Origin of the sequence: Kitasatospora sp. NRRL B-11411, assembly GCF_000721345.1 — a bacterium.
GTDB lineage: Bacteria > Actinomycetota > Actinomycetes > Streptomycetales > Streptomycetaceae > Kitasatospora > Kitasatospora cineracea.
In genome coordinates this window covers 1-19,325 of record NZ_JOGH01000069.1, presented here as the reverse complement: position 1 = coordinate 19,325, position 19,325 = coordinate 1, and the positions used below count along the sequence as shown (strand labels likewise).

18 protein-coding genes are annotated in these 19,325 nt (G+C 74.0%); 10 read left to right on the top strand and 8 right to left on the bottom strand.

The annotated features are described in order from the left end of the window. Positions 1–8: 8 nt before the first annotated feature. Positions 9–983 carry a UDP-glucose 4-epimerase GalE gene (gene galE / locus IH44_RS0125865; protein WP_030462127.1) on the top strand — a complete coding sequence of 325 codons (975 nt, stop codon included), beginning with the start codon at positions 9–11 and terminating at the stop codon, positions 981–983. Positions 984–1,047: 64 nt separating this feature from the next. Here the strand turns inward: galE and IH44_RS0125860 are convergent, their stop codons facing one another. Further along, the gene (locus IH44_RS0125860; RefSeq protein WP_030462126.1) at positions 1,048–3,405 is read right to left on the bottom strand and encodes a serine/threonine-protein kinase; all 2,358 of its coding nucleotides are present in this window, start codon (positions 3,403–3,405) and stop codon (positions 1,048–1,050) included. 304 nt (positions 3,406–3,709) lie between these two features. Here IH44_RS0125860 and IH44_RS0125855 point away from each other — a divergent pair, with 304 nt between their 5' ends. Further along, entirely contained in the window at positions 3,710–4,351 is a 642-nt protein-coding gene (locus IH44_RS0125855) for a TetR family transcriptional regulator (RefSeq protein WP_030462125.1), read from the top strand. Between the two features lie 170 nt (positions 4,352–4,521). Here the strand turns inward: IH44_RS0125855 and IH44_RS0125850 are convergent, their stop codons facing one another. The 6 genes from IH44_RS0125850 to IH44_RS0125825 all read right to left on the bottom strand — a co-directional run bounded on the left by IH44_RS0125850 (position 4,522) and on the right by IH44_RS0125825 (position 10,149). Continuing rightward, positions 4,522–5,469 (bottom strand): beta-ketoacyl-ACP synthase III, encoded by a 948-nt coding sequence (locus tag IH44_RS0125850; RefSeq protein ID WP_030462124.1) that lies wholly within the window; start codon positions 5,467–5,469, stop codon positions 4,522–4,524. 96 nt (positions 5,470–5,565) lie between these two features. Next, positions 5,566–6,486 carry a L,D-transpeptidase family protein gene (locus IH44_RS0125845; RefSeq protein WP_030462123.1) on the bottom strand — a complete coding sequence of 307 codons (921 nt, stop codon included), beginning with the start codon at positions 6,484–6,486 and terminating at the stop codon, positions 5,566–5,568. A 200-nt stretch (positions 6,487–6,686) separates the two neighbouring features. Beyond that, a complete protein-coding gene (gene mqnE, locus IH44_RS0125840; RefSeq protein WP_030462122.1) occupies positions 6,687–7,850 on the bottom strand; it encodes an aminofutalosine synthase MqnE in 1,164 nt (387 codons plus the stop codon). Between the two features lie 53 nt (positions 7,851–7,903). Further along, complete coding sequence (locus IH44_RS0125835) at positions 7,904–8,866, bottom strand: threonine/serine dehydratase (RefSeq protein ID WP_030462121.1); 963 nt, start codon at positions 8,864–8,866, stop codon at positions 7,904–7,906. A gap of 25 nt (positions 8,867–8,891) precedes the next feature. Next, complete coding sequence (locus tag IH44_RS0125830) at positions 8,892–9,353, bottom strand: Lrp/AsnC family transcriptional regulator (protein ID WP_030462120.1); 462 nt, start codon at positions 9,351–9,353, stop codon at positions 8,892–8,894. Positions 9,354–9,471: 118 nt separating this feature from the next. Further along, a complete protein-coding gene (locus IH44_RS0125825; RefSeq protein ID WP_035956395.1) occupies positions 9,472–10,149 on the bottom strand; it encodes a UbiX family flavin prenyltransferase in 678 nt (225 codons plus the stop codon). Between the two features lie 236 nt (positions 10,150–10,385). On the opposite strand from IH44_RS0125825, the gene IH44_RS0125820 reads away from it, so the two are divergent. Both IH44_RS0125820 and IH44_RS0125815 read left to right on the top strand, forming a co-directional pair. Then, complete coding sequence (locus IH44_RS0125820) at positions 10,386–11,126, top strand: cyclase family protein (protein ID WP_030462118.1); 741 nt, start codon at positions 10,386–10,388, stop codon at positions 11,124–11,126. Positions 11,127–11,223: 97 nt separating this feature from the next. After that, positions 11,224–11,934: an MOSC domain-containing protein gene (locus IH44_RS0125815; protein ID WP_030462117.1), complete on the top strand. Its 711-nt coding sequence runs from the start codon at positions 11,224–11,226 to the stop codon at positions 11,932–11,934. Between the two features lie 42 nt (positions 11,935–11,976). On the opposite strand, the gene IH44_RS0125810 is transcribed toward IH44_RS0125815, so the two are convergent. Next, positions 11,977–12,354: a VOC family protein gene (locus IH44_RS0125810; protein WP_030462116.1), complete on the bottom strand. Its 378-nt coding sequence runs from the start codon at positions 12,352–12,354 to the stop codon at positions 11,977–11,979. A gap of 213 nt (positions 12,355–12,567) precedes the next feature. Here IH44_RS0125810 and IH44_RS0125805 point away from each other — a divergent pair, with 213 nt between their 5' ends. From IH44_RS0125805 to IH44_RS0125780, 6 genes are read left to right on the top strand one after another with little or no spacing between them, the layout of a single operon-like run. Continuing rightward, positions 12,568–13,332, top strand: coding sequence for a GntR family transcriptional regulator (locus tag IH44_RS0125805; protein ID WP_030462115.1), 765 nt, complete (start codon positions 12,568–12,570; stop codon positions 13,330–13,332). Positions 13,333–13,377: 45 nt separating this feature from the next. After that, positions 13,378–13,605, top strand: coding sequence for a ferredoxin family protein (locus tag IH44_RS0125800; protein WP_030462114.1), 228 nt, complete (start codon positions 13,378–13,380; stop codon positions 13,603–13,605). A gap of 11 nt (positions 13,606–13,616) precedes the next feature. Then, positions 13,617–15,005 carry an ABC transporter substrate-binding protein gene (locus tag IH44_RS0125795; RefSeq protein WP_107066624.1) on the top strand — a complete coding sequence of 463 codons (1,389 nt, stop codon included), beginning with the start codon at positions 13,617–13,619 and terminating at the stop codon, positions 15,003–15,005. After that, positions 15,002–15,787, top strand: coding sequence for an ABC transporter permease (locus IH44_RS0125790; protein ID WP_030462112.1), 786 nt, complete (start codon positions 15,002–15,004; stop codon positions 15,785–15,787). The genes IH44_RS0125795 and IH44_RS0125790 overlap by 4 nt, the downstream gene beginning before the upstream one ends. Further along, a complete protein-coding gene (locus IH44_RS0125785; protein ID WP_030462111.1) occupies positions 15,784–16,500 on the top strand; it encodes an ABC transporter ATP-binding protein in 717 nt (238 codons plus the stop codon). Before IH44_RS0125790 ends, IH44_RS0125785 begins: the two co-directional genes overlap by 4 nt. A gap of 37 nt (positions 16,501–16,537) precedes the next feature. Then, on the top strand, positions 16,538–19,192 hold the full coding sequence (locus IH44_RS0125780; protein WP_030462110.1) for a fumarate reductase/succinate dehydrogenase flavoprotein subunit: 2,655 nt from the start codon (positions 16,538–16,540) through the stop codon (positions 19,190–19,192). The last annotated feature ends 133 nt before the right edge of the window (positions 19,193–19,325 follow it).

Here is a 19,325-nt window from a genome sequence, read left to right as displayed (position 1 = left end):
ATCGGGCCATGACCTGGTTGATCACCGGCGGTGCCGGTTACATCGGTGGACACGTCGTCAAGGAACTGACCGGTGCGGGCGAGCCGGTGGTCGTCCTGGACGACCTGAGCAGCGGTTCGGCCGACCGCCTGCCCGCCGGGGTCCCGCTGGTGGAGGGCTCCACCCTGGACCGGCCGCTGCTGGACAAGGTGATCGCCGAGCACGGGGTGACCGGCATCCTGCACATCGCCGCCAAGAAGCAGGTCGGCGAGTCGGTCGACGAGCCGCTGCGCTACTACCGGGAGAACGTCGAGGGCCTGCGCCTGGTCCTGGAGGCCGCGGTGGCCGGCGGCGTGCGCCGGATCCTGCTCTCCTCCTCCGCCGCCGTCTACGGCATGCCGGACGTCGACCTGGTCACCGAGTCCACCCCGTGCGCGCCGATCAACCCGTACGGCGAGACCAAGCTGGTCGGCGAGTGGCTGCTGAACGCCTGCGCCACCGCCTACGGGACGTCCACGGTGGCGCTGCGCTACTTCAACGTGGCGGGCGCGGCCACCCCGGAGCTGTCCGACGAGGGCGTCACCAACCTGGTCCCGATGGTGTTCGAGCGGCTGGCGGCCGGGCAGCCGCCGCGGGTCTTCGGCGCCGACTACCCGACCCCGGACGGCACCTGCGTCCGCGACTTCATCCACGTCTCGGACATCGCCTCCGCCCACCTGGCGGCGGTCCGCCGGCTGAACGCGGCCGGGCCGGACGAGCGGGTCAACCTGACCCTGAACATCGGCCGCGGCGAGGGCGTCTCGGTGCAGGAGATGCTCACCGTGATCGGCGAGGTCACCGGCCTCGACACCACCCCCGAGATCACCCCGCGCCGCCCCGGCGACCCGGCCCGGGTGGTGGCCGCCGCCGACCTGATCCGGCAGGAGCTCGGCTGGAGCGCCCGGTACGACGTGCGCGAGACGGTCGCCTCGGCCTGGGCCGGCTGGCAGCACCGCCACCCGTAGCGCCCGCCCGCGCGGCGGCCCCGGACCTCACCGCGAGGTCCGGGGCCGTACCGTTTCGCCGCGGCTACTGCGGGACGGCGGTGCCGTAGAAGGAGTCCAGCGCGTACACGCAGCGGTCCTTGGAGCCGACGAACACCCGGCCGCCGACCGCCACCGGGGAGCCGGTCAGCTCGCCCTTGGTGCCCAGCTCCCAGCGCAGCCGGCCGGTGGCCAGCTCCAGGGTGTGCAGCGAGTGGTCGCGGCTGCCCAGGTGCACCAGGCCCTCGGCGACCGCCGGGGAGCCGACCAGGTCGCCCCGGGTGGTGTAGCGCCAGCGCTCCCGGCCGCCGGCCGCCTCGAACGCGAACAGGGTGTCGCCGGAGCCCAGCAGCACCGCCCCGTCGGCGACCACGGCCGGCTCGGCGCCCTGCCGGGAGGCGGTGGCGGCCCGCCACAGGCCGTGCCCGGTGGCGGCGTCCAGCGCGTACAGGGTGCCGAGGTAGTCGGCGACGTACACCGCGCGGCCGTCCACCGCGGGCGGGGTGAACAGCACCACCGGCGCGTCGAACCGCCAGCGCTCGGCGCCGGTGGCCGCGTCCAGCGCGTGCACCCGCTGACCGGACGTCACGTACAGCACCCCGCCGCGCTCGACCGGGCGGGAGGGCACCTCGCCGCCCAGCGGCACCGCCCAGCGCACCCCGCCGCCGAGCGGGTCCACGCAGTGCAGCCGGCCGCCGCCCTGGTAGTAGGCGGAGCCGGCGATCAGCGCCGGGCCGGACTGCGGGTTCTCGTACTCCTGCTGGGCGTCGTCGGCCCGCCACAGCTCGGCGCCGGTGGCCGCCGCGCGCAGCTGCACGCCGCCGCCGCGCACCCCGCAGCACAGCACGCCGTCGGCGGCGTCCAGCGAGTACACCCAGCCGTCCAGCGAATGCCGCCAGCGCTCGGTGCCGTCGGCGGCGTCCACCGTGTACAGGTGCGGGCCGTCGGCGGCGTGCACCCGGCCGGCGTCGACGGCCAGCGCCCAGGCCACGTCGCGGGTCTTCCAGCGGCGCTCGCCGGAGCCGATGTCCAGCGCGTGCACCTCGAAGCTGGAGGCGAACAGCGTGCCGTCGGCGACCACCGGGGTGCCCCACACGTCGTTCGACATCCGGAACCGCCAGGGCCGCCAGCGGGTGGCGGGCTGCGGCGGGGCGGCGGACGGGGCGGAGCTGCGGCGCACCCAGTCGGTGCCGGCCGGGGCGGCCGAGGGGGCGGCCGGTTCGGCCCGCGGCCCGGGCCCTATCGGCACGTGCGCGCCGGCCAGCCGGATCTCGCCGTCGCCGCCCGGGGCGCCGGGCACCGGCCGCCGGTGCGGGCGCACCCGCTCGGTGACCACCTCGGCCTCGGAGACCGGCCCGGCCGACCCGACCGGCCCGAGCGCCCCGATCGGCGCCGGGGACGGGGACAGGGCCGGGGACTGCGGGACGGGCGGCGGCGAGAGCGGCGGCCCGACCGGCTGGGCCGGCAGCAGCACCGGCGGCTGCGGCCGGGCCGGCGGCTGGCTGACGGGCCGTCTGCTGCTGCGCTTGGCCTCGATCAGGTCGAGCGCGGCGGGCGGCAGCCAGTCGCCGGCCTCGCCGGAGGCGTCCTCCCGGGAGAACAGGTGCGGGGCCAGCTCGGCCTGGATCTGGGCGGGCGTCGGCCGGTGCTCGGGCGTGGGCCGCATGCAGGCCCGGACCAGGTCGACCAGTTCGACCGGCAGCCCGGACAGGTCGGGCTGGTCGCGCAGCAGCTGGAACACCGTCTCGACCGGGTTGGAGCCGCGGTAGGGCGGGTGCCCGGTGGCGCAGAACACCACCAGCGAGCCGAGCGAGAACACGTCGCTGGCGCCGGTGACGCTACGGCTGTCCCGGGCCTGCTCGGGCGACATGTAGGCGGGGGTGCCGACCGCGACGTTGGTCATGGTGAGCCGGGTGCTGGAGACCCCGGCGGCGATGCCGAAGTCGATCACCCGCGGCCCGTCCTCGACCACCAGCACGTTGGACGGCTTGAGGTCCCGGTGCACCAGGCCCGCGGCGTGGATGGACTGCAGCGCCTCGGCGATGCCCGCGGTCAGCCAGCGCACCGCGTCGGCGGGCAGCGGCCCGCAGTCGGTGACCAGGTCCTCCAGCGAGGGCGCGGGCACGTACGCGGTGGCCAGCCACGGGACGGCCGCGTCGGCGTCGGCGTCCACCACGGCGGCGGTGTAGAAGCCGCCGACCGTCTTGGCCGCGGCGATCTCCCGCGCGAAGCGGACCCGGAACAGGTTGTCCTCGGCCAGCTCGCTGCGGACGGTCTTGATGGCCACCCGGCGCCCCGAGGCCGACCGGGCCAGGTACACCAGGCCCATGCCGCCCGCGCCGAGCCGGGCCAGCACTTCGAAGGGCCCGATCCGCCTCGGATCGTGCGCCGTCAGCTGGTCCACTCCGCAGCCACCTCCCCTTCCGCCAACGCCCCCCGGCGGTGGCGCCCCCCGATTCTCCAATGCCCGCCGCCCGGGAGCCAATCTCCCCCGCCCGTGACACGCCCCCCGGTACCGGAGCCGCCCGCTCCGGCTCCGCCCCCGGCACCCTCCGACCCCTCCGCAGCTGACTTGTCGTCACGCTGTGGGGTCATCAGCACACGGGGGGGCAACAACTCAAGCAGAAATGGCACTGTTTCCCCCCTCACCCGGACTAATAGTCGCACTACCGATTAGCGCCAAGATCTCGCCGCTGTAAGCTGACGGCATGACAGGACAAGTTCGCACCGTCGACGGTCGCGTCGCCGGGCGGCGCGGACAGGAGACGCGGCAGAAGCTGCTCGACTGCCTCCGCGAGATGCTCAGCACGTCGCCGTACCGGGACGTCAAGGTCATCGACGTCGCCCGTATGGCGGGAACCTCCCCCGCGACCTTCTACCAGTACTTCCCGGATGTCGAGGGCGCAGTCCTTGAGATCGCCGAGGAAATGGCCGAGGACAGCGGCGGGCTCAAAGAGCTCGTCGATGGAAAGTCCTGGGCGGGAAAGACCGGCTTCACCACTTCCGAAGAACTGGTGGACGGATTCCTCGCCTTCTGGCGCAAGAATGACGCCATTCTCCGAGTGGTCACACTCGGTGCCGCCGAAGGGGACAAGCGGTTCTTCAAGATCCGCATGAAGGTCCTCAACTCGGTGGCGGCCCCGCTCACCGAAGCGGTGCGCAACAACCAGGGCAAGACCGACAAGACGGTCGAACCGTCGGCGGTCGCCGGCGCCCTGGTGTCGTTGCTGGCCGCGGCGGCCGAGCACGGCAAGGCGTTCACCTCGTGGGGCGTGAAGGTCAAGGACCTCAAGCCCAACCTGGCGCTCCAGGTCTACCTGGGAGTCACCGGAAAGAAGCCGCCGAAGTAAAACCGGCCCGAATTGGCGCTCGGCCCCGGTTCCTGTCCGGGTGTGTCGGATGCGGCCGTGCCTCGGGGGAGGTTCGCCGACGTACCGCGGAGCGCCGTCCTACAACGGACGAAGGGGCGGCCGGGAGAGATTCCTCTCCCGGCCGCCCCTTCGTGCTGCCGGGGCGCCGCTCAGGGGCAGCGCACGACCTGGCCGGCGTAGGCCAGGCCGCCGCCGAAGCCGAAGAGCAGCACCGGGTCGCCGCTGTGCAGCTCGCCGCGCTCGACCAGCTTGGAGAGCGCGAGCGGGATGGAGGCGGCGGAGGTGTTGCCGGAGTCGACCACGTCGCGGGCGACGACCGCGTCCTCGGCCAGGCCGAGCTTGCCGGCGATCGCGTCGATGATCCGCAGGTTGGCCTGGTGGGCGACGAAGCCGCGCAGCTCGGACGGGTCGATGCCGGCCTTCTCGCACGCCCTGCGGGCCAGCGGGGCGACCTGGGTGGTGGCCCAGCGGAAGACGGTCTGGCCCTGCTGGCTGATGACCGGCTTCCAGTCGCCGCCGATCACCACCGCGTCGCCCTTCTCCGGCTCGGAGCCCCAGACCACCGGGCCGACGCCGGCCCGCTCGTCCGGCACCGCCTCCAGCACGGCCGCGCCGGCGCCGTCGCCGAAGATCACGCAGGTGGTGCGGTCGGTCCAGTCCAGGATGTCGGACATCCGCTCCACGCCGATCACCAGCGCCCGGGTGGCGGCGCCGGCCCGGATCGCGTGGTCGGCGGTGGCCAGCGCGTAGGAGAAGCCCGAGCAGGCGGTGTTCAGCTCGTACGCGGCGGGGGTGGGGATGCCGAGGCGGGCGGCGACGGCGGCGGCGGTGTTGGGGCTGCGCTCGACGGCGGTGCAGGTGGCGACGGCGACCAGGTCGACCTGGTCGGCCGTCACCCCCGCGTTGGCCAGCGCCTTCTCGGCGGCGCCCACCGCGAGGTCGACCAGGGTCTCCTCCTCCGCGATGTGCCGGGTGCGGATGCCGACCCGGGAGCGGATCCACTCGTCGTCGGTGTCGACCATCGCCGAGAGGTCGTCGTTGGTCAGGACCTTCGGCGGCTGGTGGTGGCCCAGCGCCACGATGCGGGAGGCGGTCATACAGCCACTCAACCGGGTTACCGGCGAGTCGGGCGGTGACGCCCTGACACAGGATCGAGTGTCGGAAGCTGTAGGGCCTTCACAACCGGAACGCGGTCAGGTGGCCAGCGACTGGGCGTCGCCCATCATGATCATCGGGTGCAGCGCCGGGTCCAGGGTCTTGATCAGCTCGACCATGTGGTCCTCGGTCAGCGAGACGCAGCCGTGGGTGGGGCCGCCGTGGTCGAGGTGCAGCCAGATGCCGCCGCCCTTGGCCGCGCCCTCCGGGTAGGTGGTGTCGAGCGGGGACTTGCCCTCGGCCCGGTTGTAGTTGATCGCCACCACGTAGTCGAAGGAGCCGGCCAGCGGTTCGTTGTTGAAGCCGCGTCCGGACATCACGAAGTTCTTGTTGTGGTCGTACGGCAGCTTGGAGCCGGGGTCGGCCTCGCGGCCGCCGGCGTCGGTGAGCGAGAACAGGCCGATCGGGCTGCGCAGGTCGCCGGAGCGGTGGTCGGCGGTCCAGCCCTTGTAGGCGTTGTGGGCGGGCCAGGCCTGGCCGGCCTGCCAGCTGCCGTCGTCGCCGCGGGTCCAGAGCGTGACGGTGTTGTCCGAGGAGTCCTTGCCCTGGCCGCTGGCGACCAGCAGCTGGCGGGTGTCGGCGGGGACCTTGGCCATCCAGCCGGCGCCGATGCCCGGGATGGTGGTGATCCGGTCCCGGTCGGAGCGGTCCGCGGCGGGGGCCTCGGTGTGCTGGCCGGCGTCGGCGGCCTGCATCGGGACGACCTCGGGCTCGCGGTCGGGGGCGGCGCTGGCGGTCTGGCCCTGGAAGCTGCGGCCGGGGCCGACGGTGAACCAGCCGGCCGCGAGGGCCAGCAGGGTCGCGGTGCCGACGGTGAGCTTGCGGGCGCGGCGCGGCGGCTTGGGCTTGCGGCGGCTGCGACGGGTGGCGGCTCGGCCCTGGGGCTGCTCGGCCTCGCTCCGGTCGGTCGGCGCGGCGGCCGGACGGCGGTGCGAGGCGGTGCGATGGGAACCGGACATGCGAACGATCCTCCCAGACCGCGGGGACGGGGTGGAACCCGGGCCGTGTGATGAGCCTGTGAGCATACGCGCCCGGGAAACGTTTCTTCGCGCTCCCGACCGCCCCGGTAGTGCGTCTTCGTCCCCCGCGCCCCCGGGGAACGCCGCGCGCCCGGTGGCCGGAAACCGGTCACCGGGCGCGGGCCGCGCGTGGCGGGGAGTCAGAGGCGCATCGCCTGCGGGGTCTCCCGGCGCAGCAGGTCCGGGCCGTCGTACTCGCGGATGATCTCGTAGCGGGTGTTGCGCTCGACCGGGCGGAAGCCGGCGTCCCGGATCAGCTGGAGCAGGTCGTCGCGGCCCAGCTTGTTGGGGGTGCCGAAGTTGTCCGCGTCGTGGGTGATCTTGTACTCGACCACCGAGCCGTCCATGTCGTCCGCGCCGTGGCTGAGCGCCAGTTGGGCGGTGGTGACGCCGTGCATCACCCAGAAGACCTTGACGTGCGGGACGTTGTCGAACAGCAGGCGGGACACCGCGAAGGTCTTCAGCGCCTCGGCGCCGGTGGCCATCTCGGTGCGCTCCATCAGGCGGTTGCGGACCTTGCCGTCCTTGGAGTCGTGGAAGTCGTGCTGGTAGCGCAGCGGGATGAAGACCTGGAAGCCGCCGGTCTCGTCCTGCAGTTCGCGCAGCCGCAGCACGTGGTCGACCCGGTGGCGGGGCTCCTCGATGTGGCCGTAGAGCATGGTGGCCGGGGTCTTGAGGCCCTTCTCGTGCGCCAGGCGGTGGATCCTCGACCAGTCCTCCCAGTGGGTCTCGTGGTCGACGATGTGCTGGCGGACCTCCCAGTCGAAGATCTCCGCGCCGCCGCCGGTCAGCGACTCCAGGCCGGCCTCGATCAGCTCGTCCAGGATCTCGCTCGCGCTCAGGCCGCTGATCCGCTCGAACCAGTGGATCTCGGTGGCGGTGAACGCCTTCAGCGAGACGTTCGGCAGCGCGGCCTTCAACTCCTTGAGGGAGCGCGGGTAGTAGCGCCACGGCAGGGTCGGGTGCAGGCCGTTGACGATGTGCAGCTCGGTCAGCGACTCCGACTCCATCGCCTTGGCGAGCCGGACGGCCTCCTCGATCCGCATCGTGTACGCGTCCTTCTCGCCCGGCTTGCGCTGGAACGAGCAGTACGCGCAGGAGGCGCTGCAGACGTTGGTCATGTTCAGGTGGCGGTTGACGTTGAAGTGGACGACGTCGCCGTTCTTCCGCGTCCGCACGTGGTGCGCCAGCCCGCCCAGCCAGGCCAGGTCGTCGCTCGCGTAGAGCGCGATCCCGTCCTCGCGGGTCAGCCGCTCACCGGCGTAGACCTTCGCCTCCAGCTCGCGCTTGAGCCCTGCGTCCATGCGGTGCTCCGCCTCCTCGGGACTTCGATTCGTTGCCGGACCCGAGACTACGCCTACGCAGCGAGCAGTTCGGCCAGCAGGGCGGGGTCGAGGTTGCCGCCGCTGACGACCGCCGCGAACACCCGTCCGCCCAGCTCGTCGGCGTGGTGGAAGTAGGCGGCCGGGGCGACCGCGCCGGAGGGTTCGGCGACCAGGCGGCCGCGGCGGGCCAGCCGGGCGACGGTGGCGCGGATCTCGTCCTCGGTGACGGTGACGATGTCGTCCACGTAGGCGGTGATGTGCTCGAACGGGAGGACGCCCACCGACGGGGTGCGCAGGCCGTCGGCGATGGTGCGGTAGGTGTCGGCGACCGGCCAGGCGGTGCGGACGCCCTCGCGCAGGCTCTGCTGCGCGTCCGCCGCCAGCTCCGGCTCCACGCCGACGACCCGGACGCCCGGGCAGGCCAGCTTGAGCGCGGCGGCCGTCCCGGAGATCAGCCCGCCGCCGGAGACCGGCACCAGCACGGTGTCCAGCTCGTCCGGGGCGTCCTCGGCGATCTCCAGGCCGACCGTGCCCTGGCCCGCCACGATGTACGGGTCGTCGTACGGCGGCACCCAGACGTAGCCGTGCGCGGCGGCCAGCTCGGCCGGGACGGTGTCGCGCTGCTCGGCCGGGACGATCACCACCTCGGCGCCGAACGAGCGGGTGTTCTCGATCTTCACGGCGGGCGAGGTGTCGGGCATCACGATCACCGCCTTGATGCCGAGCCGCTGCGCCGCGTACGCCACCGCCTGGGCGTGGTTGCCGCTGGACTGGGCGACCACTCCCCTGGCCCGCTCCTCGTCGGTGAGCGCGGCCAGCCGGTTCGTCGCCCCGCGGATCTTGAACGCCCCGGTCGGCTGGAGGCTCTCCGGCTTCAGCCAGAGCCGCCGCCCGCCGTCCTCGGCCCACGGGCAGGGCAGCAGCGGGGTGCGCACCGCCGTGCCGGCGATCCGGCGTTGGGCGGCGCGCAGGTCTTCCAGGTCGACCAGGGTCATGGCGGGGCCTCCTCCGGGCTGGGGCTTATTCGGCGAGGTGCAGCGGGAGTTCGCTGACCCGGTTCTCCCACTTGGTGGAGAGCACCACCGTGGTGCGGGTGCGGGCCACCCCCTTGGTGCCGGACAGCCGCTTGACCACCGACTCCAGGCCCTCCACGTCCGGCACCCGGACCTTCAGCATGTAGGAGTCGTCGCCCGCGATGAACCAGCAGTCCTCCACCTCCGGGAGGTCCTTCAGCCGGTGCGAGACGTCGTCGTGGTCGGCCGCGTCGGTGAGCTGGAGGCCGATCAGGGCCGTCACGCCGTAGCCGAGCGTCGCCGGGTTGACCGTCGCCCGGTAGCCGGTGATCACGCCCGCCTGCTCCAGCCGGTTGATCCGGTCCGTCACGCTCGGCCCGGACAGGCCCACCAGGCGGCCCAGCTCGGCGTACGAGGCGCGGCCGTTCTCCCGGAGTGCCTGGATGAGCTGTCTGTCCACAGAGTCCATTGCCTGCCGCGTCCTTCCGAACCTCACCAGAACCACAGATCATTATCCGGAATCCAAGGCGCTGCGCGCCGATCAACCCGGGTATCCCAGAGAACATACTCTCCCGTAACGTGCCCGCTCACTCGCCCCGGCGCGGCCCGGTTTCTCCGTCCCGCGAAGGGGTGCTCGCGGCCTCGCCGAGGGTGCCCGACCAGCGGCGGTACAGCGCGTGCGGGACGCCGACGGCGTCCAGCACCCGGCCGGCCACGAAGTCCACCAGTTCGCGGGCGGTCGAGCCGCCCGCGTAGAAGCCCGGGGACGCCGGGAGGACCACCGCGCCCTGCTCGTCGAGCGCCACCAGGTGGCGCAGCGTGGTGCCGGTCAGCGGGGTCTCGCGCAGGCACAGGACCAGCGGGCGGCGCTCCTTGAGGGTGACCGAGGCGGTGCGCTGGAGCAGGTCCTTGGACAGGCCCAACGCGATGCCGGCCGCGGCACCGGTGGTCGCCGGGACGACCAGCATGCCCTTCGCCGGGTACGAGCCGGAGGACGGGCCCGCGGCGAAGTCCCCGGCGGGCCAGTGGCGGACGTCGTGCAGGTCCGCCTCCGGGGTGTCCAGCCAGGCGGCGAGGTCGGTGCGCCAGTGCGCGTCGCGGAAGGAGATGCCGGTCTCGTCCAGGATGGTCAGGCGGGCCGCCCGGCTGACGATCAGGTCGACGGGCTCGCCGGCGGCCAGCAGCGCGCGGATCACCGCGGCGGCGTAGGGGGTGCCGCTGGCGCCGGAGACGCCGACGATCCAGGGCTTGCGGGTGGGGCTCATGGGTCCATTGTCGGGGCTCGGCCGAGGCTACCTGAGGTTGCCGGAGGTGGAAGGGCGGGCAGGGCGAGGACGGACAGGGACGGTTGGTTGGGGTGCTGTTTTTACAGGCCCCCAGCCGTACGGGCTTTTCGGTGGGCTCCGACCGGCAGCAGCATCGACCCGCCGTTCCCCGGGCCCCTGAAGGGGCCCTCTGTCGGGGCTCTCTGTCGGGCCCCCGGCGGGGCCACAATGGGGGCATGGCAGCGGAGTTGGTGGATCTGACGCATCCGGTGGTGTCCGGGATGCCGGTGTATCCGGGGGATCCGGGGGTCGAGTTGCGGGCGGCGTTGACGGTGGAGGGGGAGGGGGTGAACGTGCTGGCGGTGCACCTGGGGTCGCAGACGGGGACGCACGTGGATGCGCCGTACCACCTGGACGTGCGGTGGCCGACCCTGGACGGGCTGCCGTTGGAGCTGTTCACCGGGCCCGCGGTGGTGGTGGACCTGCGGAGCCTGCCGGCCCGGGGGGTGGTGACGGCGGAGCACCTGGCGCCGGCGCTGGCGGTCTCGGGGCCGGGGACGGTGCTGCTGCTGGCGACGGGGTGGCCGCGGTACTGGGGGACGGACCGGTACTTCGCGCACCCGTACCTGGCGCGGGAGGCGGCGGAGGCCGTGGTGGCGGCGGGGGTGCGGACGGTGGGGATCGACGCGCTGTCGGTGGACCCGACGCCGGATCCGGGGCCGTCGGATCCGGAAGTGGCCAGTCTGCTGGCCGAGTTGGCGGACGAGCACGACCCGGAGCCGGAGCAGGCGACGCTGGCGGCGCACCGGGTGCTGCTGGGGCCGGAGGGCGGCGGGGTGATCGCGGAGAACCTGACCGACCTGTCGGCGCTGCTGGAGGCGCAGGCGGCGGGGCGGCCGGTGGAGGTGTCGCTGTTCCCGTTGCGGTTGACGGCGGCGGACGGGGCGCCGGTGCGGGCGGTGGCGCGGATCGGGTGAGCGGCGGGGGGAGCGGGGGCGGCGGGGGCGGCCAACGGAGCGCCCGCTTCCGGGACTTGGTCTAGACCATCCCGGGGCGCCCCGCTAGGCTCCCGCCATGCCTGAGATCGTCGGTGTGGTCGAGCGCTTGTGGCGCTATCCCGTGAAGTCCGCGGGCGGCGAGCTGCTCGACTCCGTCGAGGTGGAGGGGCGCGGCCTGGTCGGCGACCGGCTGTACGCGGTGCGCGACGGCGCCGGGAAGCTCGGGTCGGGGAAGAGCACCCGGCGGTTCCGGCGGATGGACGGGCTGCTGCGGCTCAGCGCCCGGCTGGGGCCGCGGATCGACGTCCCGGAACTGTTCGACCCTCTGGGGATGCCGGTGCCGGACCCGGACCCCTTCCTGCGCGCCTACCTGGAGCAGGAGGACGTGGCGCTGGCCCGCGAGGACGCGGTGTCGCACTTCGACGAGCTGCCGGTGAGCGTGCTGACCACCGCCACCCTGGACTGGGTCGCGCAGGCGGTGCCGTCGGCGGTGGTCGACGAGCGCCGGTTCCGGCCGAACGTGCTGCTGCGGACCCCGCCGGGGACGCCGCCGTTCGGCGAGGACGGGTGGTTCGGCCGGGAGGGCCGGGTGAAGGGCGGGGTGCGGCTGGCGTTCGTCCGGGCCAGCGTGCGGTGCGCGATGGTCGGGGCGGCGCAGCCGGGGCTGCCGCACGCGCCGGAGATCCTGAAGGCCGTCGCGCACGAGCGGGACGGCGAGCTGGGCGCGCTGGCGACGGTGGCGCGGCCGGGGCTGCTGCGGGTCGGGGACGTGCTCTCGCTGGCCTGACGCCCGTCGGCCCGCAGCGGTCGGCCCGGTCAGTCGGCCAGGTCAGCCGGCCCGGCGCGGGACCAGGCAGAACGGGTGGCCGGCCGGGTCGGTGAGGACCGTCCAGCGCTCGTGCCGGGCCTTGACCTCGGCGCCGAGGGCGACCGCCCCGCGCTCGGCCTCGGCGAGGTCGGCGACGTCGATGTCGAGGTGGAGCTGCTGGGGGTGGGCCGGGTCGGGCCAGATCGGCTGGCGGTAGTCCTCGACCCGCTGGAAGCCGAGCACCCGGCCGTCGGGCAGGTGGACGGTGGACCAGGCCTCGTCGAGCGACCAGCGCGGGTCGGGCCGGTCCGCTTCGCCGCCGAGCAGGGCGGCGTAGAACTGGGCCAGGCCCGCCGGGTAGTGGCAGTCCAGCACCACGCACTGCAGTGTGCCGATCATCGTGCTCCCCGTTCCGTTTGCGGTGACCCCCCGTCCTCCAGCATGGCGCATCGGCGCGGCGGGTGGCGGTTCGTCCGGCGGAAACGGTGTTTTCGCAGGTGGGGGCCGGTTCCGACGGGGCGTCAGGTGGCGTAATGGTGCGGCAACGAAAACCGGGGCGCCGCGGCCCTAGGGTTGCCGCCGACAGCGCAGCCGAGGGCCGGAGCAGACCCGATGACCAGCGAGAACACCGTTCGCAGCCAGAACAGTGGCGCGGCCAGGCGGCCGCGGGCCGACCGGGCCCGGCAGGTCGCGGACGTGCTGCGGCAGCAGGTGCTGAGCGAGGCGTTCGGGGCCGGTCCGCTGCCGCACGAGGACGTGCTGGCGCAGGAGTTCGGGGCGTCCCGGAACACCGTGCGGCAGGCGCTGGACCTGCTGCGCGGGGAGGGCCTGGTGCGCCGGGTGCCCGGGTCGGGGACGCTGGTGGCGGCGGAGAAGGTGCCGCACGGGCTGAACCGGCTGGAGGGCCTGGCCGAGACCCTGCACGAGCACGGCGAGGTGGTGAACGAGGTCCGCTCGTTCGGGCCGGTCCGGGCGCCGGGGGCGGTGGCCCGCCGGTTCGGGCTGCCGGACGGCGCGGACGTGGTGTACGTGGAGCGGCTGCGCCGGTTGAACGGGCTGCCACTGTCGCTGGACCTGACCTACCTGGCGCCGGACATCGGCGCGCTGCTGGAGCCGGCCGACCTCGCGCACCGGGACGTGTTCCGGTTGATCGAGGAGGCCGCCGGGCAGCCGCTGGGCGCCGCCGACATCACCCTGGAGGCCGTCAACGCCGACGCGCACTCCGCCGCGGTGCTCGAAGTCCCGCGCGGGTCCGCCCTGTTGATGCTGGAGCGGCTCAGCACGCTGGCCGACGGACGGCCGGTGGACCTGGAGTACGTGCGCTTCCGCGGCGACCGGCTGGCCATGCGCGGCCGGCTGCTCCGCGACCTCGCCTGACCCCGCGAAACTCGAACTGACCTTCCTCACCTTGGAGTTGGACCGATGGCGCTCGCCGAGCACCGCACCGACGTGCCCGTGACCATCGACGCCTCGCTGTGCATCGCCGGCTGCACCCTGTGCGTCGACATGTGCCCGCTGGACTCGCTGGCGATCGACGACCAGAGCGGCACCGCGTACATGCACGTGGACGAGTGCTGGTACTGCGGCCCGTGCGCCGCCCGCTGCCCCACCGGGGCGGTCACCGTCAACATGCCCTACCTGATTCGCTGAGGATGCGTCACATGTCTGGTGCAGTAAGGAAGTTGGGCGTGCTGGCGGCGGCCGTGGCGCTGGTCGCGGGGGCCGCCGGGTGCTCCTCCGGGGGCGACTCGAAGACGGTCGAGGTGGTGGTCGGCTACCAGTCGAAGACCATCAACACCGTCACCGCCGGGACGCTGCTGCGGGCCCGCGGCTACTTCGAGCAGCAGCTCGCCGAACTGGGGAAGCAGGACGGCCGGCGCTACAAGGTGGTCTGGCAGGACTACGACGCGGGCGCGCCGATCACCGCGCAGATGCTCGCCGACAAGATCGACATCGGTTCGATGGGCGACTACCCGCTGCTGATCAACGGCTCCCGGGCCCAGGCGGCCGGCGGGCCCGGCACCCGGCTGGTCTCGGTGACCGGCTACAACCTGCTCGGCGCGCTCAACTCCGTCGTGGTGCCGAAGGACTCGCCCGCGCACACGCTGGCCGACCTGAAGGGCAAGAAGGTCTCCAGCTCGGTCGGCTCGGCCTCCGACGGCACCCTGGTGCAGGCCCTCGCCAAGGCCGGGGTCGCCGAGTCCGACATCCAGAAGCAGAACCAGCAGCCCGCCGTCGGAGCCTCCGCGCTGAAGGCGCACGGCGTGGACGCGCTGGCCCAGTTCGTGGCCTGGCCGGCCGCCGTGGTGTTCGCCGGGGACGGGCGGCTGCTGTACGACGGCGCGGCGCTCGGCCGGCCCACCCTGCACGGCGTGGTGGTGCGGCAGAAGTTCGGCGCCGCGCACGCCGACGTGGTCCGGGCCTTCCTGCGCGCCCAGGACGCCGCCACCCGCGACCTCAACCAGCACCCGCTGGCCGCCGCGCAGAGCGTCGCCGAGGCCACCGGCCTGCCGCCCGAGGTGGTGTACCTCTACAACGGCCCGAACGGCATCGCCACCTTCGCCACCGCGCTCGACCCGCGGCTGCTGGCCGCGCTGCGCACCGACGTGCCGTTCCTCGCCTCGGTCGGCGTCCTCAAGGCGCTCGACCTGGACCGGTTCACCGACCCGTCCTACCTGAAGGACTCCGGCGTCACCGACGGCGAGCCCGCCCGGATCACCGGCACCGACCCGGTCTGCGGCAAGCCCGTCACCGACCCGGCGCTGGCCGGCGAGCTCTGGTACCAGGGCGAGCAGGCCACCCGGCCGGCCGCCGACCCGACCTGCCTGCTCAAGGCCGTGAAGGCGGGCGCGGCTTCGGGCGGGAAGCTGCGGGCCGCGTACGTGCCCGACGCCGCCACCGGCACCCGCTGGTTCGCCGACCAGGACTGGTGGGTGCGCGACGGCGACGCGTTCAAGCCCTTCACCACCGAGGACGGCGCGAAGACCTACCTGGCCGCCCACCCGACCGCGACCGGGCTGACCTACCAGCAAGCGCTGGACGCCTCGTGACCGCGCGGCGCAGGCTGCTGCGGGCGGCGGCGCTGCTCGGCTTCCTCGGGCTGTGGCAGCTGCTCACCGCGCTGAAGGTGGTGGCCTGGGTGCGCTTCGACCACCTACCGACGGTGCTGCAGGTCGCCGACGCGCTGCGGGTGCAGCTCGGCACCGCCGTGTACTGGCAGGACCTGGCCGAGAGCCTGCGGCGGATCTGCACCGGCTTCGCGCTGGCCGCCGTGCTCGGCGTCACCGCCGGGGTGCTGACCGCCCGCTCGCGCACCGCCGCCGACCTGCTCGGCCCGGTGCTGGAGCTGATCCGGCCGATCCCGGCGATCGCGCTCGTCCCGGTGGCGATCATGCTGTTCCCGGAGAACGAGCAGGGCATCGTGTTCATCACCTGCGCCGCCGCGTTCTTCCCGGTCACGGTGGCCACCCGGCACGCGGTGCGGGCGGTGCCGCCGCGCTGGGAGGAGGCGGTGCGCACGATGGGCGGCGGGACGGGGCGGGTGCTGTTCGGCGTGGTGCTGCCGGGCGCGCTGCCCGGGGTGGTCGGCGGGCTGTCGGTCGGCCTGGGCGTCTCGTGGATCTGCGTGATCTCCGCCGAGATGGTCTCCGGCCAGTACGGCGTCGGCTACCGGACCTGGTCCGCGTACACCGTGCTGGACTACCCGGGGGTGTTCGTCGGGATGGCCACCATCGGGCTGCTCGGCTGGGCCACCTCCGGCGCGGTCGAGCTGCTCGGGCGGCGGCTGACCCGCTGGCTGCCCGCCCCCGTCCCGGCGGGGGTGGCGGCATGAGCCTGCGACTGACCGCGCGCGGCCTGAGCGTCGGCCACCCGGGTCAACCGGTGCTGCACGGCGTCGAGTTGGACGTCGCGCCGGGCGAGGTGCTGACCGTGCTCGGGCCGTCCGGCTGCGGCAAGTCCACCCTGCTGCGGGCGCTGGCCGGGCTGCTGCGGCCGACCGGCGGCGAACTGCTGGCCGACGGACGGCCGTTGGCCGGGCCCGGCGCGGACCGGGCGCTGGTCTTCCAGGAGGACGGGCTGCTGCCCTGGCGCACCGTCCGCCGCAACCTCGAACTCCCGCTCGCCATCGCCGGGTTGAAGCGCGCCGAGCGGCGTGCCCCGGTCGCCGACTGGCTGGGCCGGGTCGGCCTGGACGGCCACGGCGAGCGGCTGCCACGGGAGTTGTCCGGCGGGCAGCGCCAACGCGTCCAGCTGGCCCGGGCGTTGGTCGGCGCGCCGAAGGCCGTGCTGATGGACGAGCCGTTCGGCGCGCTCGACCCGCAGACCCGCGCCGCGATGCAGCAACTGCTGCTCGCCGTCTGGGAGAAGGAGCGCTGCACGGTCGTCTTCGTCACCCACGACGTGGACGAGGCGCTGCTGCTCGGCGACCGAGTCGCCGTGCTGTCCGGCGGCACCCTGGCCGCCCTGCACGAGGTGCCCGCGCCGCGCGACCCGGCGGCCGACCGGAGCGCGCTGCGGGCGCTGCTCCTCACCCAGTACGCCTGAACCCCGTACACCTGAACACACTTGAGAGGCACGGCAGATGCGCACACCCGAGATCAGCGAGGCGCGCCGGTTGGAGTGCGACGTCCTGGTGATCGGCGGCGGCACCGCCGGGTCGATGGCCGCGATCGCCGCCGCCGAGGCCGGCGCCCGCGTCCTGCTGCTGGAGAAGGCGCACGTGCGCCACTCCGGGGCGCTCGCCATGGGCATGGACGGCGTCAACAACGCGATCGTCCCCGGCCGGGCCGATCCGGACGCGTACGTCGCCGAGATCACCCGCGCCAACGACGGCATCGTCAACCAGGCCACCGTCCGGCAGACCGCCCGGCGCGGCTTCGCCATGGTGCAGCGGCTGGAGCGCTACGGCGTGAAGTTCGAGAAGGACGAGCACGGCGAGTACGCGGTGCGGCAGGTGCACCGCTCCGGGTCGTACGTGCTGCCGATGCCCGAGGGCAAGGACGTCAAGAAGGTGCTGTACCGCGTCCTGCGCGAGCGCCGGATGCGCGAGAAGGTCACCATCGAGAACCGGGTGATGCCGGTGCGGGTGCTCACCTCCGGGGGCCGGGCGGTCGGCGCGGCCGGGTTCGACACCCGCAGCGGCGAGTTCGTGCTGGTCTCGGCCGGGGCGGTGGTGCTGGCCACCGGGCCGTGCGGGCGGCTCGGGCTGCCCGCCAGCGGCTACCTGTACGGCACCTACGAGAACCCGACCAACGCGGGCGACGGCTACGCGATGGCGTACCACGCGGGCGCGGAGCTGTCCGGCATCGAGTGCTACCAGGTCAACCCGCTGATCAAGGACTACAACGGCCCGGCCTGCGCGTACGTCGCCAACCCGTTCGGCGGCTACCAGGTGAACCGGCACGGCGAGCGGTTCGTCGACTCCGACTACTGGTCCGGGCAGATGATGGCCGAGTTCGCGGTCGAACTCGCCTCCGACCGGGGCCCGGTGTACCTGCGGACCACCCACCTGCCGGAGGAGACCGTGCAGGCGCTGGAGTCCATCCTGCACACCACCGAGCGCCCCAGCCGGGGCACCTTCCACGCCGGGCGCGGCCACGACTACCGCACCCACGACGTCGAGATGCACATCTCCGAGATCGGCCTGTGCGGCGGCCACAGCGCCAGCGGCGTCTGGGTCGACGAGAACGCCGCGACCACCGTGCCCGGGCTGTACGCGGCCGGGGACCTGGCCTGCGTGCCGCACAACTACATGATCGGGGCGTTCGTCTTCGGCGAGCTGGCGGGCACCCACGCGGCCGGCCAACTACCCTCCGTGCGGCCGGAGTTGCCCCAGGACCAGATCGCCGACGCGCACCGGCTGGTCTACCGGGCGCTGGAGCACCCCGACGGGCCGCCGCAGCAGCAGGTCGAGTACAAGCTGCGGCGCTTCGTCAACGACTACATCGCCCCGCCGAAGACCGGCGCCCGGCTCTCCGTCGCGCTCGACCACTTCGAGCGGATGCGCGGCGAGGTCGCCTCGATCGGCGCCCGCACCCCGCACGAGCTGATGCGGGCGGTCGAGGTCGACTTCATCCGGGACTGCGCCGAGATGGCCGCCCGCGCCTCGCTGGCCCGCGACGAGTCCCGCTGGGGCCTCTACCACCAGCGCCTGGACCGGCCCGAGCGGGACGACACCGGCTGGTTCCGGCACCTCAACCTGCGCAAGCGGGCCGGGGACGGCGCGATGGAGTTCCTGACCCGGCCGGTCGCGCCCTACCTGGTGCCGGTCGACGGGCTGGAGCCGCCCGGCGGGGAGGTCGAACTGCTCGGCACCGTCGAGGCGATGGTGGTCGGCCGCACCGGGGTGAGCGCGGTCGCGGCGGGCGGGACGGGAACCACCGGCGCCTCGAAGCCGCAGGGGCGCGTCCTGGAGGTGCTGCAAGCCGAGGGCGCCGCGGTCGTCGACTACCTGACCGACCCCGACCCGGACGTCCGGCTGGCCGCCGTCGCCGCGCTCACCGAGCACACCCCGGACGGCACCGGCCGCGCGCTGGTCGCCGCGCTCGGCGACCCGGACGGGCGGGTCCGCGGCGCGGCCGTCGCGGGCCTGCGGGAGCTGGTGGAGGTCCTCGACCCCGCGCTGGGGACCGCGCTGGCCACCGCGGCCGGATCCGCCGACCCGGTGGTGCGGGCGGGCGTCCAGGAACTCGCCCGCGTCCTGCGCGGCGGATCGGTGGAGCTGTTCGCGGCCGGACTGCGCGACGCCGAGACGGCGGTGCGGCTGCAGGCCGTCCGGGGGCTGGTCTCGCTGGACGCGGCGGACGCGCTGGCCGCCGGGGCGACGGACCCCGCCCGGGAGGTCCGGGTCGCCGTCGGCGAGGGGCTGGGCGTGATCGGCGACCCCGCCTCGGCGGCAGTGCTGGTGGTACTGGCCGAGGACCCCGACCCGCTGGTGCGGGCCGGCGCCTTCACCGGTGCGGCGGGCCTGGGCGGGGCGCTGGCGGAACTGGCACAGCGCCCGGACCCGGCCTGGCAGGTCCGCAAGGCTGCGGCGGGCGTGCTGGGCGCGGCCGGACGCTGGGAGGCGCTGACGGTGCTGGCGACGGACGGGAACGGAGACGTCCGCAAGGCCGCCGTCCGGGCGATGGCCGCGGGCGCCGCGGAGGCGGACGTCGCCGCGGCGCTGCGGGAACGGCTGACGGACGGCGACGCGGACGTCCGGGCGTACGCGCGGCTGGCGTTGGAGGGGGCGTAGGGACGCGCATTCAGGGGCTCGGGGAACGGCGAGTCGATGCTGCTGGCGGTCGGAGCCCATCGGAGGTCCGTGCTGCTGCGTGTAGTGACAGAACCGGAAGCCGATGCGCGCAACGGCAGTGCACCGCCAGCAG

Coding starts and splice junctions, on each gene's coding strand:
- galE (WP_030462127.1), top strand. CDS start 9: ATGACCTGGTTGATCACCGGCGGTGCCGGTTACATCGGTGGACACGTC.
- IH44_RS0125855 (WP_030462125.1), top strand. CDS start 3,710: ATGACAGGACAAGTTCGCACCGTCGACGGTCGCGTCGCCGGGCGGCGC.
- IH44_RS0125850 (WP_030462124.1), bottom strand. CDS start 5,469: ATGACCGCCTCCCGCATCGTGGCGCTGGGCCACCACCAGCCGCCGAAG.
- IH44_RS0125845 (WP_030462123.1), bottom strand. CDS start 6,486: ATGTCCGGTTCCCATCGCACCGCCTCGCACCGCCGTCCGGCCGCCGCG.
- mqnE (WP_030462122.1), bottom strand. CDS start 7,850: ATGGACGCAGGGCTCAAGCGCGAGCTGGAGGCGAAGGTCTACGCCGGT.
- IH44_RS0125835 (WP_030462121.1), bottom strand. CDS start 8,866: ATGACCCTGGTCGACCTGGAAGACCTGCGCGCCGCCCAACGCCGGATC.
- IH44_RS0125830 (WP_030462120.1), bottom strand. CDS start 9,353: ATGGACTCTGTGGACAGACAGCTCATCCAGGCACTCCGGGAGAACGGC.
- IH44_RS0125825 (WP_035956395.1), bottom strand. CDS start 10,149: ATGAGCCCCACCCGCAAGCCCTGGATCGTCGGCGTCTCCGGCGCCAGC.
- IH44_RS0125820 (WP_030462118.1), top strand. CDS start 10,386: ATGGCAGCGGAGTTGGTGGATCTGACGCATCCGGTGGTGTCCGGGATG.
- IH44_RS0125815 (WP_030462117.1), top strand. CDS start 11,224: ATGCCTGAGATCGTCGGTGTGGTCGAGCGCTTGTGGCGCTATCCCGTG.
- IH44_RS0125810 (WP_030462116.1), bottom strand. CDS start 12,354: ATGATCGGCACACTGCAGTGCGTGGTGCTGGACTGCCACTACCCGGCG.
- IH44_RS0125805 (WP_030462115.1), top strand. CDS start 12,568: ATGACCAGCGAGAACACCGTTCGCAGCCAGAACAGTGGCGCGGCCAGG.
- IH44_RS0125800 (WP_030462114.1), top strand. CDS start 13,378: ATGGCGCTCGCCGAGCACCGCACCGACGTGCCCGTGACCATCGACGCC.
- IH44_RS0125795 (WP_107066624.1), top strand. CDS start 13,617: ATGTCTGGTGCAGTAAGGAAGTTGGGCGTGCTGGCGGCGGCCGTGGCG.
- IH44_RS0125785 (WP_030462111.1), top strand. CDS start 15,784: ATGAGCCTGCGACTGACCGCGCGCGGCCTGAGCGTCGGCCACCCGGGT.
- IH44_RS0125780 (WP_030462110.1), top strand. CDS start 16,538: ATGCGCACACCCGAGATCAGCGAGGCGCGCCGGTTGGAGTGCGACGTC.